The organism is Janthinobacterium sp. OK676, from assembly GCF_900103595.1.
Classification (GTDB): Bacteria; Pseudomonadota; Gammaproteobacteria; order Burkholderiales; family Burkholderiaceae_D; genus Janthinobacterium.
Window position 1 is genome coordinate 179083 of record NZ_FNHA01000003.1, and the last position, 14843, is coordinate 193925.

The 14843-nt window shown below is 64.9% G+C and carries 14 protein-coding genes; 9 read left to right on the forward strand and 5 right to left on the reverse strand.

Going from position 1 to position 14843, the window contains the following annotated elements; translation table 11 throughout:
* The first annotated feature begins 7 nt into the window (after nucleotides 1–7).
* Nucleotides 8–1396 carry a YfcC family protein gene (locus BLU39_RS07650; protein ID WP_254788915.1) on the forward strand — a complete coding sequence of 463 codons (1389 nt, stop codon included), beginning with the start codon at nucleotides 8–10 and terminating at the stop codon, nucleotides 1394–1396.
* 39 nt (nucleotides 1397–1435) lie between these two features.
* On the opposite strand, the gene BLU39_RS07655 is transcribed toward BLU39_RS07650, so the two are convergent.
* The 3 genes from BLU39_RS07655 to BLU39_RS07665 all read right to left on the reverse strand — a co-directional run bounded on the left by BLU39_RS07655 (nucleotide 1436) and on the right by BLU39_RS07665 (nucleotide 2596).
* Nucleotides 1436–1786 (reverse strand): hypothetical protein, encoded by a 351-nt coding sequence (locus BLU39_RS07655; RefSeq protein ID WP_139178202.1) that lies wholly within the window; start codon nucleotides 1784–1786, stop codon nucleotides 1436–1438.
* 31 nt (nucleotides 1787–1817) lie between these two features.
* Nucleotides 1818–2243: a GNAT family N-acetyltransferase gene (locus tag BLU39_RS07660; RefSeq protein WP_092711608.1), complete on the reverse strand. Its 426-nt coding sequence runs from the start codon at nucleotides 2241–2243 to the stop codon at nucleotides 1818–1820.
* Nucleotides 2244–2398: 155 nt separating this feature from the next.
* Entirely contained in the window at nucleotides 2399–2596 is a 198-nt protein-coding gene (locus BLU39_RS07665) for a hypothetical protein (protein ID WP_092711610.1), read from the reverse strand.
* Nucleotides 2597–2861: 265 nt separating this feature from the next.
* Between BLU39_RS07665 and argH the strand changes: the two genes are divergently transcribed.
* A complete protein-coding gene (gene argH, locus BLU39_RS07670; RefSeq protein ID WP_034746418.1) occupies nucleotides 2862–4259 on the forward strand; it encodes an argininosuccinate lyase in 1398 nt (465 codons plus the stop codon).
* A gap of 58 nt (nucleotides 4260–4317) precedes the next feature.
* On the opposite strand, the gene BLU39_RS07675 is transcribed toward argH, so the two are convergent.
* Nucleotides 4318–5286 (reverse strand): IS1595 family transposase, encoded by a 969-nt coding sequence (locus BLU39_RS07675; RefSeq protein ID WP_092711612.1) that lies wholly within the window; start codon nucleotides 5284–5286, stop codon nucleotides 4318–4320.
* Between the two features lie 92 nt (nucleotides 5287–5378).
* Complete coding sequence (locus BLU39_RS07680) at nucleotides 5379–6035, reverse strand: hypothetical protein (RefSeq protein ID WP_092711614.1); 657 nt, start codon at nucleotides 6033–6035, stop codon at nucleotides 5379–5381.
* Nucleotides 6036–6710: 675 nt separating this feature from the next.
* Between BLU39_RS07680 and BLU39_RS07685 the strand changes: the two genes are divergently transcribed.
* The 7 genes from BLU39_RS07685 to BLU39_RS07715 all read left to right on the forward strand — a co-directional run bounded on the left by BLU39_RS07685 (nucleotide 6711) and on the right by BLU39_RS07715 (nucleotide 14842).
* A complete protein-coding gene (locus BLU39_RS07685) occupies nucleotides 6711–9242 on the forward strand; it encodes a M4 family metallopeptidase (protein WP_092711616.1) in 2532 nt (843 codons plus the stop codon).
* Nucleotides 9243–9488: 246 nt separating this feature from the next.
* Nucleotides 9489–10682 (forward strand): type II secretion system F family protein, encoded by a 1194-nt coding sequence (locus BLU39_RS07690; RefSeq protein WP_092711618.1) that lies wholly within the window; start codon nucleotides 9489–9491, stop codon nucleotides 10680–10682.
* A gap of 10 nt (nucleotides 10683–10692) precedes the next feature.
* Nucleotides 10693–12390, forward strand: a complete 1698-nt coding sequence (locus BLU39_RS07695; RefSeq protein ID WP_092711620.1) for a GspE/PulE family protein — start codon at nucleotides 10693–10695, stop codon at nucleotides 12388–12390.
* The gene (locus tag BLU39_RS07700) at nucleotides 12377–13165 is read left to right on the forward strand and encodes a hypothetical protein (protein ID WP_139178204.1); all 789 of its coding nucleotides are present in this window, start codon (nucleotides 12377–12379) and stop codon (nucleotides 13163–13165) included. The genes BLU39_RS07695 and BLU39_RS07700 overlap by 14 nt, the downstream gene beginning before the upstream one ends.
* Nucleotides 13156–13710 carry a hypothetical protein gene (locus BLU39_RS07705; protein WP_092711624.1) on the forward strand — a complete coding sequence of 185 codons (555 nt, stop codon included), beginning with the start codon at nucleotides 13156–13158 and terminating at the stop codon, nucleotides 13708–13710. Before BLU39_RS07700 ends, BLU39_RS07705 begins: the two co-directional genes overlap by 10 nt.
* Nucleotides 13686–14306, forward strand: a complete 621-nt coding sequence (gene pilO / locus BLU39_RS07710; protein WP_092711626.1) for a type 4a pilus biogenesis protein PilO — start codon at nucleotides 13686–13688, stop codon at nucleotides 14304–14306. Before BLU39_RS07705 ends, pilO begins: the two co-directional genes overlap by 25 nt.
* On the forward strand, nucleotides 14303–14842 hold the full coding sequence (locus BLU39_RS07715) for a hypothetical protein (RefSeq protein ID WP_092711628.1): 540 nt from the start codon (nucleotides 14303–14305) through the stop codon (nucleotides 14840–14842). The genes pilO and BLU39_RS07715 overlap by 4 nt, the downstream gene beginning before the upstream one ends.
* Nucleotide 14843 lies beyond the last annotated feature (1 nt).

Sequence of the window (14843 nt, forward strand, 5' to 3'; positions counted from 1 at the left end):
GACACCCATGAGAAAATTCAAGCTCCCCAATACCTTCGTCCTGCTGTGCGCCATCCTGGCCATGATCGCCGTGGCGACCTGGCTGGTGCCGGGCGGGAAATTCGACACCCAGCTGGTGAACGGCAAGCAGCTGATCGTCCCCGGCACGTTTCACTATGTCGACAACAAGCCGCAGGGCCTCGCCGCGCTGATGATGGCGCCCATCAAGGGCTTCGTCGACGCCAGCCTGATCATCGGTTTCGTGCTGATCGTCGGCGGCGCCTTCGCCGTATTGCAGAAGACGGAAGCCTTCGATGCGCTGATCAAGGCCATCGCCAAGGCGCACACCAGTTCGCGCTTCGTGCGCGCCGCCATCATCCCCGTCTTCTTCACCATGTTCTCGCTGGGCGGGGCCACCTTCGGCATGAACGAGGAAGCGATTCCCTTCATCCTGATCTTCGTGCCGCTGGCCCTGGCCCTGGGCTATGACACCATCACGGGCGTGTCGATTCCCTTCATCGGCTCGCAGGTGGGATTTTCCGCCGCCTTTTTGAATCCGTTCAACGTCGGCATCGCGCAGGGCATCGCGGGCGTGCCTATCTTTTCCGGCATCGGCTACCGCCTGATCGTGTGGGCCATCGCCACGGCGGTCAGCATCGTGTTCCTGATGTGGTACGCGGCGCGCATCAAGCGCCATCCGGAAAAAAGCCCGACCTACCTGCTCGACATCGAAAAGCGCAGCGAGCACTCGATGGACCTGGACAGCTTTGCCGGCATGACGCGCACGCACCGCGCCGTGCTGTGGATCTTCATGGCGACCCTGCTGACGATGGTGGTCGGCGTCGTCAAGTACGACTGGTTCATCGATGAAATCGCCGCCCTGTTCCTCGTAATGGCCATCGTCGTCGGCCTGGTCGGCCGGCTCGACATGGACAGCCTGGTGGCGTCTTTCGTGCAGGGCGCGCGCGACATGGTCAGCGTGGCGCTGGTCATCGCGCTGGCGCGCGGCACCATGATCCTGGCGCGCGATGCGCAGATCATCGACACCATACTGCATGCGCTCACGCCCCTGGTGGCCTCGTCCAGCCCCGTCTTCGCCGCGCAAAAGATGTTCTTCATGCAGTCGGTGATCAACTTCTTCATCCACTCGGGCAGCGGCCAGGCGGCCCTCACCATGCCCATCATGGCGCCGCTGGCCGACCTGGTGGGCGTGACGCGCCAGACCGCCATCCTGGCCTTCCAGTTCGGCGAATTCACCACGCCGATGATCCCCACTTCCGGCATCACCGTCGGCGTGCTGGCGCTGGCGCGCGTGCCATGGCTGACCTGGGCCAAGTGGATGATCCCGCTGCAGCTGATCTACCTGGTGCTGGCGCTGCTGCTATTGATTCCGCCCTGCCTGATGCACTGGCAATAAAAAAAGCCACGGCGATGCACGGTCGCCGTGGCTTTTGCTTCATTTGCGATACGCCTGTCCGTAATTTCCCTGGACCCGGCCCTTTGCCCAGTCGGCCATCAGGTCGTAAAACCCGGGCGTAATGACGGTGGGCTTGCGCGTGCCATCCGGTGCCTGGGCGTAGCTGCGCATGCCGTGATCGGCCTGCGGGAGGAGGTAGAGCGAGATGGCCTGGCCCTGGCGAAATATCCCCGTCTCGCAAGGCGCCGGACCCAATGCCTCCGGCATGGGTGCGCCAGTCGCCGTCATTGAAACGGCAAGGAGAGGCCAAAGGAAGGAAGATGTCATGGAATCAGGGTCCGATAGCAGGCTGTCGCGTTGCAGATCAAGAAAATCGGGATATCCGAACAATACCGGGGCCACACGCTAACCGCGCCAGCTGTCAACGCTGGTATATGTCCGGGAAATACCGCTCCATCAGGGTCCCTGGCCTGAGCGGCGCAGTAAAGCCGTAGCGTGCATACAAATCATGCGCCGTGCTGGTGGCCAGCAGGAAGCGGCGCAGGCCCTGCAAGTCGGGATGCGCCATCACGGCCTCCATCAGGCGCTTGCTGTAGCCGCGGCCGCGGTATTCTTCCAGCACATACACGTCGACCAGGTAGGCAAACGTGGCGTAGTCGCTGACCACGCGGGCGAATGCCACCTGGCGGCCGTCGATATAGCCGCCCACGCAAAGCGAATGCTCGATGGCGCGCTGCACGGTGGCCAACGGGATGCCGATGGCCCATGTCGATTGGGTACTGAGAAAATGATGGATGGCTGGAACGTCGAGTTCCGCCTTGTCGCTGCTGATATTCAAATGTGGCATCGCACTGTCCGCCTGTCGTGAAAACATATGATCATCGGCGATTTGCGCGTTGCTGTCATCCGGGCTGGCTAGGACCGGGGGCGCCGCCCGTCCCGACTGCCGGTGATGGTGTACTGCCTGCTGCGACTGATCATGCCGGCGTTACGCCGCCGCGCTTACAGGGCCGCCTTTTCTTCCGCGCTCAAACGCTTGGCGCTGACGTACACGGTGTGCATGGTGGCTTGATCGGCGCTGGCGGTGATGGGTGCCGGCGCGGCGCGGAACTTCGGCACGGCGGCGGTGGCCAGGCTGGTCGCGGCGGCGACGGCGATGATGGCAACGAAGATGGCTTCCATGTTTTTAGCGATGTTCATGATGGTGTCCTTTGAGTGGCTGGTTGTGTGCTGCGATGATTGAACTGTAGGCCCATCCCCCCTGAACTACCATCGGATTGCGACCAAACGCCCGATTCGCGGGACAGAATACAAAAAGCCCGGATGGAACGCGCAACAGGCCCTCGCCGTGGCATTTGAGGCTTGCCGGCCCCATTCCTGGCCATTTCAGCGCCCTGCAAGCCCCTAAAAGCCCTACCGCCGGCCAACCTTGTTTATAATCGCCGTACACTAAAGGACTTCTTTCATGACTGATCAATTCTCCAAAAAGGGCGAAGCCTGGTCGGCCCGGTTTTCCGAACCGGTCTCGGACCTCGTCAAGCGCTACACAGCTTCTGTATTTTTTGACAAGCGCCTGGCGCTGTTCGACATCGAAGGTTCGCTGGCCCATGCGGAAATGCTGCATGCGCAAGCCATCATCAGCCCGGCCGACTACGCGGAAATCCAGCGCGGCATGGCGCAAATCTCGCAGGAAATCGCCAGCGGCCAGTTCGAATGGCTGCTGGACCTGGAAGACGTCCACCTGAATATTGAAAAACGCCTGACCGAACTGGTAGGCGATGCGGGCAAGCGCCTGCACACGGGCCGTTCGCGCAACGACCAGGTGGCCACCGACATTCGCCTGTACGTGCGCTCCGCCATCGACGACATCACCGCTCTGCTGGCGACGTTCCGCAGCGCGCTGACGGACCTGGCCGAACAGCATGCCGATACCATCATGCCGGGCTTTACCCACATGCAGGTGGCCCAGCCGATCACCTTCGGCCACCATATGCTGGCGTATGTCGAAATGTTCGGCCGCGACGCCGAGCGCATGGCCGACTGCCGCAAGCGCGTCAACCGCCTGCCGCTGGGCGCCGCCGCCCTGGCCGGCACCACCTTCCCCATCGACCGCCTGCGCGTGGCCAAGACGCTGGGCTTCGACGACGTGTGCCACAACTCGCTCGACGCCGTCTCGGACCGCGACTTCGCCATCGAATTTTGCGCCGCCTCCGCCGTGCTGATGATGCACGTGTCGCGCATGGCCGAAGAACTGGTGATCTGGATGAGCCCACGCATCGGCTTCATCGACATCGCCGACCGCTTCTGCACCGGCTCGTCGATCATGCCGCAAAAGAAAAACCCGGACGTGCCGGAACTGGCGCGTGGCAAGACGGGGCGCGTCTACGGTCACCTGACTGGCCTGTTGACCCTGATGAAAGGCCAGCCGCTGGCCTACAACAAGGACAACCAGGAAGACAAGGAACCGCTGTTCGACACCGTCGACACCGTCATCGACACCTTGCGCATCTTCGCCGACATGGCCGGCGGCATCACGGTGAAACCGGAAGCGATGCGCGCGGCCGCCCTGCAAGGCTACGCCACGGCGACCGACCTGGCCGACTACCTGGTCAAGAAAGGCTTGCCGTTCCGCGACGCCCATGAAGCGGTGGCCCTGGCCGTGCGCGCCTGCGTCGACGCCGGCTGCGACCTGGCCGACCTGTCGCTCGAGCAACTGCGCGCGTTTTCCCCGTTGACGGACGAAGACGTGTTTGCCGTGCTGACACTGGAAGGCTCCGTTGCCGCGCGCGACCACGTGGGCGGCACCGCGCCACGCCAGGTGCGCGCCGCGATCGCCCGCGTGCGTACGCAGCTGGAAAAATAAACAGGCTGCGTCCCGCCAGCGCCCCGCTGCAGCGATGCAACGGGGCGTTTTTCATTGGCTATGTCACCGTCAGGTGTGGGAATGCGCCCAGTGTTGCTTTCAATAACGTTTCAGGCGAGCGGATACGCCCGGCGTCGAGTATCCAGCGCCATCCCAGGTAGTTCGACAGATAGCGCGTCGCCACGCCGTGAAACGGCCCCAGCCATTGTCGCAATCGGCTGTGATACGCATTGACGTTCTGCACATGGGCGGCGCCCTGCACGCGGATGCCGGCGCGCAAGTTGACGGCCTGGTGACTGATGCCCGCTTCCCTCGCAAAAGCCCGGTAGGCGGCATGGCCATCGGTGACCAGCAGCACGTCCTTGTCGATGACGGGCAATAAACAGCGTTGCAGCTGCGCCTGCGTCAGCGCCCCTTTGCCCGTGACGAAATCCAGGGTCTGCCCCGTGCGGTCGCGCGCCACCAGGATGCAGACCTGTTCGTTCGATATGCCGCGCTTGTGGGCATGGCCGCCCCGGCGGCGGGCCGGACGCGTCATTGTTCTGGCGCCCTTTTCCGATTCCAGCAGATACAACTCGTCCGCTTCGGCGATGCCATGCAGGCCATGCGGCCGGTCCGTCCTTGCCAGCGATAAAAATCGGTGGCGCCAGCGAAAGGTGGTGTTGCGGTGCACGCCCAGCTGCAATGCCGCCTTGCGCACGGAATCCGATGCCAGCAGACAATCGGCGTAGTCGAGCCACAGCGCCTTGTGGCGCAAGCGGGCCAGCGGCGTGCCGGTGAGCGCATTGAAGGTGCGCCCGCAGGGAACGCAGCGGTAGCGTTGCAAGCCGTGCGCATGGCCGTGCCGGTGCAAGTGGTCTGAATGGCAGGCGGGACAGGCCAATCGCGGCTGGGCCACGCCTTCGACCAATGCCACGGTGACGTCTCGCGATGCGGCCCCGCGCAGCAGAGCGATGCCCGCCAGGCGCTGGCGGCGGTTCAGTTCGGTGAACTGGGCGATAAAGGTTTTCCATTGGGCTGGCTGCACGGAAGGCTCCCGTTTGTCTGGTATACACAGTCAGACAGCAGGGACACAGGAAGACTCCTGGACTCCCCTTACTTAACGGTGACAGAGCCTTTTCATTGTGCGACGATTTTCGACAGCACGGAAAATGCCGCCCCCGTCTGCGACGCCTCGAGCAGCAAGGTCAGCTCCGTGTAGGTGCAGATGATGTTGATCAAATTGATGCGCTCCCACGCCAGGCGCTTGAGGATGGCGTGATACACGCCCGGCGTGTAGCAGGTTTCGGGCGCCAGGTGCAAGGTCACGGCCGTCACCCGCTCCAGGCGCGCCAGTTCCTGCTCTTCGCCGAACACCTCTTCCACCAGCGCATGCAGCGTACGGCTGCAGATCACCATTACCTCGTTGACGCCGCGCGTGACGGTGATGAAGGTGCCGCGCTGGGGTGCGGCCAGCGCCAGCAACTGTCGCTGGCAGGCATACGTCTGGTCGGAATAACGGTAAGTAAAAATCATCAATTCGCCGCGCGTGGACAATTCTCCCGCGCGGTGCGCCAGCACGATCTCGCCGCTTTTCTGCTGCGGCATGCGCTCGGCCAGGCGGCGCAGCGCCATCACCACGGCGGCCTGCCCCACCGGTTTCCACAAGTCGCTCTGCAATTGCGGCTGCAGCTGGCGCGCCAGTTCCGACAGGTTAAGCAAGCCCCGGCCCAGCCCCTCGCTGAGAAAGGCCGATTCCATCACGATCTGTTCCACTTTGGTCGCTATCGAAAGCATAGTTCTTCGGGCCGGTGATTCCGGTGCACGCACCAGGAGCCGGCAACCCTTCCTGAAAAAAGGATGCACTGCGCCAGCGGCCGCGCCGGGCGGCGCGGTCGGACTCGCGAAAAAGAACCCCCTGGCGGGGGGAAGAGCCGGCGGATGGCCGCTAGGAAGGCGGATGCAGCATGAATGCCGCTCCAGAGGGGAAATGGCTGAAACCCACAGCAGAAAACAGAACTGACGTCATGTGAAACTCCCGATTTTTTTTCCCGATGCGCTGTATCTGGACGCGGTCATTGCCGCGTGCGCTTTTTTTGTCTTCGCGCGATCCGTTTGGGACAACGCGAAGAGCTAGTGTAGATCGCAATATTTAGAAAAGGCAACAGTGTTTTTCCAACAGAGCGCGCCATTAGGGGAAGTAGTCCAGAACAAAAGTTGCATCTTGTGGTAGATCAAACTTTCCAACGATGCAGCGCCGAGAAATGTTCAATTCTTAACAAAAATCCGCGTAGTGACCCATTTCTTGAATTTTTTGACATGGCGATCTCGACAAGTTTAGTGTCCCCCTACCCGGCGTCATGCCACCACAAAACGGCAGGCTATCCGCCAGCCGCCAGGCGCACCGGGATGGCCATCAGGCATCGCGGCCAGCTCATTCACCATTTCCTTAACCGATACCATGGAGCAGAAATGAATTTACGTTTGACGATAGTTGCCGCATCCATCGCCGCCCTGCCGCTGATGGCCACCACGGCCGATGCCGCCACGCCGCTGCCACAAACCCTGATGGCCGCCCCGGTCAGCCTGGCGTCTCCACAAGAGACCGCCAGCCTGGTCAACAAGCTGGCCGCGCAGGCGCGCAGCCGTGGCCTCAATACCGAACATGGTTTTGCCGTCGGCGCCCAGCATCCGGGTGTCAGCGGCACGCGCGTGAGCCGCGTACAGCACACCTACAAGGGCTTGCCCGTCTTCGGCTCCGAGACGGTCGTGGTCAGCAACAGCGCCGGCGACATCGTCAGCGAGTCCGTTTCGGACCGCGCGTCCGGCCTCGGTAGCGGCGGCGTCAATTCCGTCACCCGCAGCGCCACCACCGATATCGACACCACGCCGGCCGTCAGCGCCGCCGCCGCCATCGCCGCCGCCGTGAAAAGCATCGGCGTGCAGGCCGTCGACCACGTGCCGCCGCATGCGCAGCTGCTGATCTACCCAGTGATGAAAACCGTGCGCGTGGCCGGCGCCGAGAACAAATCGGAAGCCGCGCTGAACGCGCTCGACGTGCAGGACGTGGTCGACCACTACGAGCTGGCCTACCTGGTGCAGACGCGCATGATCAGCGGCAGCAAACCGGTCTACTACGACACCGTCGTCAGCGCCAGGGATGGCCGCATCCTGCGCCAGTGGAAAGCCCTGAAAACCGTGGCCGGCGTCGGCAACAGCCAGTACAACGGCCAGGTGCCGCTCAACACCACGCTCACGGGCAGCACCTACACCATGAAGGACCCCAGCCGCGGCACGGGCGGCAGCTTCGGCGGCATGGCCATCACGAATGCCAACCACGGCACCACCTCGGGCAGCGTGTACAGCAGCACCAGCAATACCTGGGGCGACGGCCAGCAATACATCAGCGGCGGCAGCACCACCAACGCCAACGGCCAGACGGCTGCCGTGAACGCGATGTGGGGCCTGATGAACACCTACGACACGCACAAGAACGTACTGGGCTGGTCCAGCCTGGACGGCAACAACACGGCCACCCACATCGCCGCCCACGTCAACACGGCCTACGACAACGCCTACTACGACAGCAACTGCAAGTGCATGTACATCGGCGACGGCGGCAGCTCGTTCAACAACCTCGGTTCCATCGACGTGATCGGCCATGAAATGGGCCACGGCATCACGGACGCCACCTCGGGCCTGATCTACTCGCAGGAATCGGGCGGCTTGAACGAATCGAGCTCGGACATCGCCGGCGAAATGGTGGAAGCGTATGCGCGCGCCGGCGGCACGGGCACGACGATTCCGAACACGGGCAACGATTGGATGACGGGCAAGGAAATCGCCAAGAATGGCCAGCCGCTGCGCTGGCTGTACAAGCCGAGCAAGGATGGCAGCAGCCCGAATGCGTGGAGCAGCACCATCAAGAACCTCGACGTCCACTACAGCAGCGGCCCGAACAACCGCATGTTCTACTTCCTGTCGCAAGGCTCGAACTCCACGTCCAGCAGCGACTACTACAGCTCCTACCTGAACAAGAGCCCGCTGGCCATGACCGGCATCGGCAGCGACAAGGCTTACCGCATCTGGTTCAAGGCGGCCACCACCAAGTTCACCTCGTCGACCAACTACGCGGACGCGCGCAACAAGGTGCTGCAGGCAGCCGAGGAATTGTATGGCGTGGGCAGCGCCGAGTCCATCGCCGTCAAGCGCGCGTATGCGGCCATCAACGTGGGCGCCGACGTCGATGAATCGACGACGGGCGGCGCGGTGACGATCACCAGCCAGCCGGCCAGCATCACCGTCGCACCGGGCGCCACCGCCTCGTTCGCCGTGGGCGCGGGCGGCGGCACGGCGCCGTACACCTACAAGTGGTTCCGCAACGGCGCCGTGATCAGCGGCGCCACGTCGCCCGCCTACAGCTTCACGACCGTGGCGGCCGACAACGGCGCCGTCTTCAAGGCCACGGTGACGGATTCGTCGTCGCCCGCCGTGACGGCCACGTCGAACAACGCCACCCTGACGGTGGGCACGAGCAGCGCCACCGAGCGCGTGACGAATGGCGGCTTCGAGTCCGGCGCCACGGGCTGGAGCGGCACCACGGGCGCCATCGGCACCTTCACGGGCCAAATCGCGTACGAAGGCACGAAGTACGCCTGGCTCGGTGGAAATGGCACGACGGCCAGCGAATCGCTGACGCAAAGCGTGGCCATTCCGGCCGCCGCCACGTCCGCCAGCCTGAGCTTCGCGCTGCATATCGACACGTCTGAAACAGGCAATACCGTGTACGACAAGCTGGTCGTCACCGTGAAGAACAGCGCCGGTACGGTGCTGGGCACCCTGGCTTCGTACTCGAACGTGAACAAGGCGGCCGGCTACCAGATCCGCACCTTCGACCTGATCGCCTACAAGGGCCAGACCGTGCAGATCTCGTTTGCCGCGACCGAGGATGCATCGCTGCAAACCTCGTTCGTGATCGACAAGGTCAGCCTGGTTACCCAGTAAGCGGCTGAATTGCGGGCAAGCCGGATACAAGGCTTGCCCGCACGGCACGATTGATTTCCTGGCAATTCCAGTCTACCCTGAGGCAGTCATTGCATCTTGCCTGCTGCCGGTACCCGCGACGAATTGCACTTTTTTTGGATGGTTCCTGACCGATGCCTACTTCGACCTTGTCCGCACGCGCCTTCCCCTTTTCACATCACCCCATTTTCACGCCCCAGGCCCTTACCATGCTCGCCTGAGCCGACGATGCAGTTCCACCTCCAGGTGCAGGGCCCGGCGGGCAGCCAGGCGCTGTCCATCGACGCCGCCAGCGAGGCCGAGGCGATCCGCGCGGCCGTGCGCGGCGGCTGGCGCGTGCTGGCCGTCGATGACGGCGCCGCGCAGGACGCGGGCGCCGCGCTGCGCCCCGGCAAGCAGGGCCTGCCCCTGCTGCAATTCAGCCAGGAGCTGCTGGCCCTGCTCGAAGCGGGCCTGAACCTGGGCGAGGCCATGGCCACCCTGCACAACAAGGAAACGCGCGCCGGCGCCAGGGCCACCCTGGCCGCCATCGTGCTCACCCTGCAGCAAGGACAAAGTTTTTCCGACACGCTGGCAGATTTTCCCGACATCTTCCCCGACATTTACATCGCCACCGTGCATGCGGCCGAACGCTCGGGCAACCTGCCCGAGGCGCTGGCGCGCTTCGTCGCCTACCAGCTGCAGTTCGACGCCATCCGCAAAAAACTCATTTCCGCCGCCATCTACCCGTGCATGCTGCTCGTCGTCGGCGGCCTCGTGACCCTGTTCCTGCTCGGCTACGTGGTGCCCAAGTTCAGCGTCGTCTACGAAAGCTCGGGCCGCGAAATTCCATGGATGTCGCAAATGCTGCTCGGCTTTGGCCAGACCCTGGCCGCGCATCCGCTGCTGTGCGCCGGCGCGCTGGCCGCCGTGGTCGGCAGCGTGATCTTTGGCGTCGCCCATGCCGGTACGCGCCAGGCACTCGTCTTGCGCCTGTTGCGCCTGCCCGTGCTGGCCGCGAAGGCGGCGGAATTCCGCCTGGCCCGCTTCTACCGTGCCCTCAGCCTGCTGCTGCATGCCGGCATCCCGCTGCACAAGGCGCTGGCCATGGTCGGCCCCATGCTGCTGCCGGCGCAGCAGGAGCAGCTGGCGCGGGCGCGCCGCGCGGTACAGGAAGGCATGCCGTTTTCCACGGCGCTGGAGCAGGCGGAGATGGCCACGCCCGTGGCGCAATCGCTGCTGAAAGTGGGCGAGAACACGGGCCGCCTGGGCGACATGCTGGAACGCTCGGCCAAGTTCCACGACGAGGAATTCGCCCGCTGGGTGGACTGGGCGTCGCGCCTGCTCGAACCGCTCTTGATGACCATCATCGGCGTCGTCATCGGCGGCGTGGTGGTGCTGATGTACATGCCGATCTTTGAACTGGCGGGGAGCTTATCGTGAGAGTCATGACATGAACGCACGCGACGAGGAACGGGCCGTGCTCGATGCGGCCATGCTGCGCCGCGCCCACGCCAGCGCGCTGGAACAGGGGCGCCCGCAGATGGCCGTGCTGCAGGAAACGGCGGCCCTGCCGCCCGAAGTCTTCTTGCGCCAGCTGGCCGCCCTGTTCCGCTACCCGGCGTGGACGATGGCCGAACTGCAGGCCGCCTTGCCCGCCTTCGGCCTGCTGCCCTACACGGATTGCGCCCAGCGCGACTGCGTGCTGCTGCAGCCTGGCGTTCCCGGCGCGCCGCCCGTGCTCGTCATCGGCAATCCGTTTGCCGAAGACTTGCTGCAGTGGGCCGACTTCGCCTTGTCCACGCCCTTCACGGTGGCGCTGGCGCACCCGGACGACCTGGCCGCCTATCTGCTGCAACAGGAAAGCGTGCAGCAGGCGATGCAGGAAATGCAGCATGGGGATGACATTCCAGGGCTGGACCAGAGCATCGAGGACATCTCACTGATCCGCATCAGCGAGGACAGCAGCCCGGTGGTCAAACTGGTGAATTCCACCATCTACGACGCCCTGAAATTCCAGGCCAGCGACATCCACCTCGAATGCGACGTGGCCAGCCTCGTCATCAAGTACCGCGTCGACGGCGTGCTGGTGCAGGCAGGCCAGGTGCAGGGACTGGCGATGGCCGAGCAGATCATCTCGCGCATCAAGGTCATGGCCGATCTCGATATCGCCGAGCGGCGCATCCCGCAAGATGGCCGCTTCAAGGTGCGCGTGAAAGGGGCGGAGATCGATTTCCGCGTCTCCATCATGCCCAATATCTTTGGCGAAGACGCCGTGCTGCGCCTGCTGGACCGGCGCGCGCTGACGGAAGCGGCGCAGGCGCTGCGCCTGGAAAGCCTGGGCCTGAACGAGGACGCCATCGAGCAGATCCGCCGCCTGGCCGCCAAGCCGCACGGCATGCTGCTGGTGACGGGGCCCACGGGTTCCGGCAAGACCACCACCCTGTACGCGGCCATCACGGAAATCAACACGGGGCGCGACAAGATCGTCACCATCGAGGACCCCGTCGAATACCGGCTGCCACGCGTGCTGCAGATACCCGTCAACGAAAAGAAGGGACTGACGTTCGCGCGCGGCCTGCGTTCCATCCTGCGCCACGACCCCGACAAGATCATGATCGGCGAAATCCGCGACGATGAAACGGCGCAGATCGCCGTACAGGCCGCGCTCACGGGCCACCTGGTGTTTACCACCGTGCATGCGAACAACGTCTTTGATGTGGTCGGCCGCTTCCTGCACATGGGCGTCGACGCCTACAGCTTCGCGGCGGCCCTGAACGGTATCGTGGCGCAGCGCCTGCTGCGCCTCAATTGCGCCCATTGCGCCGTCGACGCCAGCGCCGAAGTGCTGGCCGATGCACAGCAATTGCGCGACAGCGGCCTGGCCCTGCACCAGGTGCAGGACTGGCAATTCATGGCCGGCAAGGGCTGCGGCCATTGCCGCGGCACCGGCTACAAGGGCCGCAAGGCCGTCGCCGAAGTCTTGATGCTCAGCGACGCCATGCGCGAAATGATCTGCACGCGCGCGCCCCTGAGCCAGATGAAGGAAGAAGCGGCGCGCAACGGTTTTCGCCTGGCGCGCGAAGCGGGCCTGGACCTGGTACGGCGCGGGGAAACCACTTTAGCGGAGCTCAATCGTGTCACTTATTGAACGCCTTGCCCGCACCACCGTGTGCCTGCACCTGGCGCCGCACGGGCTACACGGCGTGCTGCGCCGCGCCGGCCGCCCCGTGGCGGACAGCGCCTTCCACCTGCCCATCGCGAATCCCGACGCCAGCTGGGAAGTGGCGCTGGCCGCCCTGCGCGGCTGGCTCGAACAGGATGGCGGCAAAAAACCGCCGCTGGCCGTCAGCCTGGCCAGCCGCTGGTGCGCCATGCAAGTGGTGCCGTGGAGCGGCGCCCTGCTCGAGCGGGCCAGCGCGCAGCGCTTCCTGCACAGCCAGTTCGCCGCCGTCTACGGCGATGGCGCGCGCGCCTGGCGCCTGGCCGCCGACGACGCGCCCTACGGCAAGCCACGCCTGGCCTGCGGCATCAATGCGGCCCTGCTGCAAGGCGTGCAGGATGCGGCGGCCGCGCATGGCCGGCGCTGCCTGTCCATCGAACCGATCGCCGGACCGGCCTGGCGCAGCGTCGCCGGCGGCAAGCCCGCCGCCTTCGCCTTGGTGGAAACGGGCCGGCTGCTGCTGGCAACGGCGAGTAACGGGCGCATCACGGCGCTGCACAGCCAGTCCTGCGCCGCGGACTGGGGCGATGAGCTGGAGCGGGCCTGGCGGCGCTGGAACTTGCGCGCGCCGCAGCTCGACGCCATCGAACAGGTAGCGCTGCTCGACTTGAGCGGCGTGCCGCAAGCGAACGTGCCGGAACGCTTCGTGCCCGTCGCCGTGGCCAGCGGCGCCCACCTGATGCGGGAGGCCGCATGGGCCTGAGCCGCCTGGAATTTTTGCCGCCGGGAGCGATGCAAACCTTCAAGGGCTGGCGCCTGGCCCTGTGCCTGGCGGGCGGCTTGATGCTGCTGCCGGCCGCCGGATACTGGCTGGTGCAGGCGCAGGAAACGCGGCGCCTGGAAGCGCAGCTGGCGCAGCTGCAGCCCGCGCGTCCCGTGCGCGCCCCCCTGTCGGCCAGCGCCCAGCGCGAACGCGACCTCGAACTGAAACAGGTGGCCGCCGCCGTGCGCCAGCTTAACCTGCCCGTCACGCGCCTGATCAAGACGGTGCAGGCGCCGCGCGACGTGCGCGTGGCCCTGCTGGGGCTGGACCTGAACGCGCAGCAGGGACAGGATGGCGCCAGCGTCCTGAAGATCGCCGCCGAGGGGGAAACGCCGCAGGACATGCTCAATTACCTGGCCTTCCTGAACCAGCAGCCCATGTTCAGTTCCGTGTATCTGCTCAAGCACGAGATGAACGCGAACGCCCCCGAACACCCTTACCGTTTTCAGCTGGAGGCGCAATGGCGGCAATCAAACCCGTATTGAAAGCCGGCGCGCCCGTGACCCGCGCGCGCCTGCAGCTGCACGTGCCGCCGCGTCTGGCGTGGGAAGCCGCGCGTCTGTGGCGCACGCTGGGCTGGCCCAGCGCCATGGGTGCGGCCTGCCTGGCGCTGGCCGCTTTCGCCGTGCGGCAGGGCGATGCCCTGGCCGAACGGCAGCAGCAATTACGCGCGCAGCTGGCCTTGATGGCGAAACAATCGGCGCTGCCGACGGCCCCCGTCACGCTCGATGCGGATGCGGACAGCCTGGCCGCCTTTCACGCCTACCTGCCCGCGCATGACAGCATTCCCGACCAGCTGAAGGCCTTGCTGGAAGTGGCGCAAAAGAGCGGCGTCACCCTGGCCAAGGCCGACTACAAGCCGCAGGAAGACAGCAACACGGCCTTCCTGCGCTACCAGATCACCCTGCCCGTCAAGGCCGAATACGCGCAGCTGCAAACCTTTATCGTCGACGCCTTGCAGGCGCTGCCCACCCTGACCTTGGACTCCGTGCTCTTCAAGCGCGAGCAGATCGAGGCGGGCGAGATCGACGCGCGCATCCAGTTCATCCTGCTGGTGAAGAAGGCGGAGGTGCGCCGATGAAAAAAGCCGTACTGGGAGGCGCCGCCGTGGCGACCTTGCTGGCCGCCCTCTTCGCGCCAGAGGACGAAGGCAGCATCGTGGGACCGGCCACGGCCACCACGCGCCAGGTGGAGCGGGTGGCGCCGCCCCCCCTCGTCGTCGCCGCTGCAGCTCCACAAACGAATCGCGCGCTGGCCATCGAACCGCGCCGTGGCCTCGACGACGAGGAAGCGGCCACCCTGTTCGCCAAACAAAGCTGGCAGCCGGAGACGCCAAAAAAGATCATGCTCGACCAGCAGGCGGCCCAGGCCGCGCTGCCCGTCGCCCGCGTCGATGCGAACGCGCCGCCACCGCTGCCATTTCAGTTCCTGGGCCGCTTTGTCGACGAAGGCAAGGCCGCCTACTTCCTGCAAGCGGGCGAACGCAACGTGGTGGCGCGCCCAGGCGACACGCTCGAAGAACGCTACCGCTTCGACGGCGTGGTGCAGGGCGCCCTGCAATTTACCTATCTGCCGCTTAACCTGAAACAGACACTCGCCGTAGGGGACCTCAATTGAA

Bases quoted from the DNA above. Each gene is read 5' to 3' on its own strand.
- BLU39_RS07660 (WP_092711608.1), bottom strand. From the start codon at position 2,243: ATGCCACATTTGAATATCAGCAGCGACAAGGCGGAACTCGACGTTCCA.
- BLU39_RS07685 (WP_092711616.1), top strand. From the start codon at position 6,711: ATGAATTTACGTTTGACGATAGTTGCCGCATCCATCGCCGCCCTGCCG.
- BLU39_RS07665 (WP_092711610.1), bottom strand. From the start codon at position 2,596: ATGAACATCGCTAAAAACATGGAAGCCATCTTCGTTGCCATCATCGCC.
- BLU39_RS07705 (WP_092711624.1), top strand. From the start codon at position 13,156: ATGGGCCTGAGCCGCCTGGAATTTTTGCCGCCGGGAGCGATGCAAACC.
- BLU39_RS07715 (WP_092711628.1), top strand. From the start codon at position 14,303: ATGAAAAAAGCCGTACTGGGAGGCGCCGCCGTGGCGACCTTGCTGGCC.
- argH (WP_034746418.1), top strand. From the start codon at position 2,862: ATGACTGATCAATTCTCCAAAAAGGGCGAAGCCTGGTCGGCCCGGTTT.
- BLU39_RS07690 (WP_092711618.1), top strand. From the start codon at position 9,489: ATGCAGTTCCACCTCCAGGTGCAGGGCCCGGCGGGCAGCCAGGCGCTG.
- BLU39_RS07695 (WP_092711620.1), top strand. From the start codon at position 10,693: ATGAACGCACGCGACGAGGAACGGGCCGTGCTCGATGCGGCCATGCTG.
- pilO (WP_092711626.1), top strand. From the start codon at position 13,686: ATGGCGGCAATCAAACCCGTATTGAAAGCCGGCGCGCCCGTGACCCGC.
- BLU39_RS07650 (WP_254788915.1), top strand. From the start codon at position 8: ATGAGAAAATTCAAGCTCCCCAATACCTTCGTCCTGCTGTGCGCCATC.
- BLU39_RS07680 (WP_092711614.1), bottom strand. From the start codon at position 6,035: ATGCTTTCGATAGCGACCAAAGTGGAACAGATCGTGATGGAATCGGCC.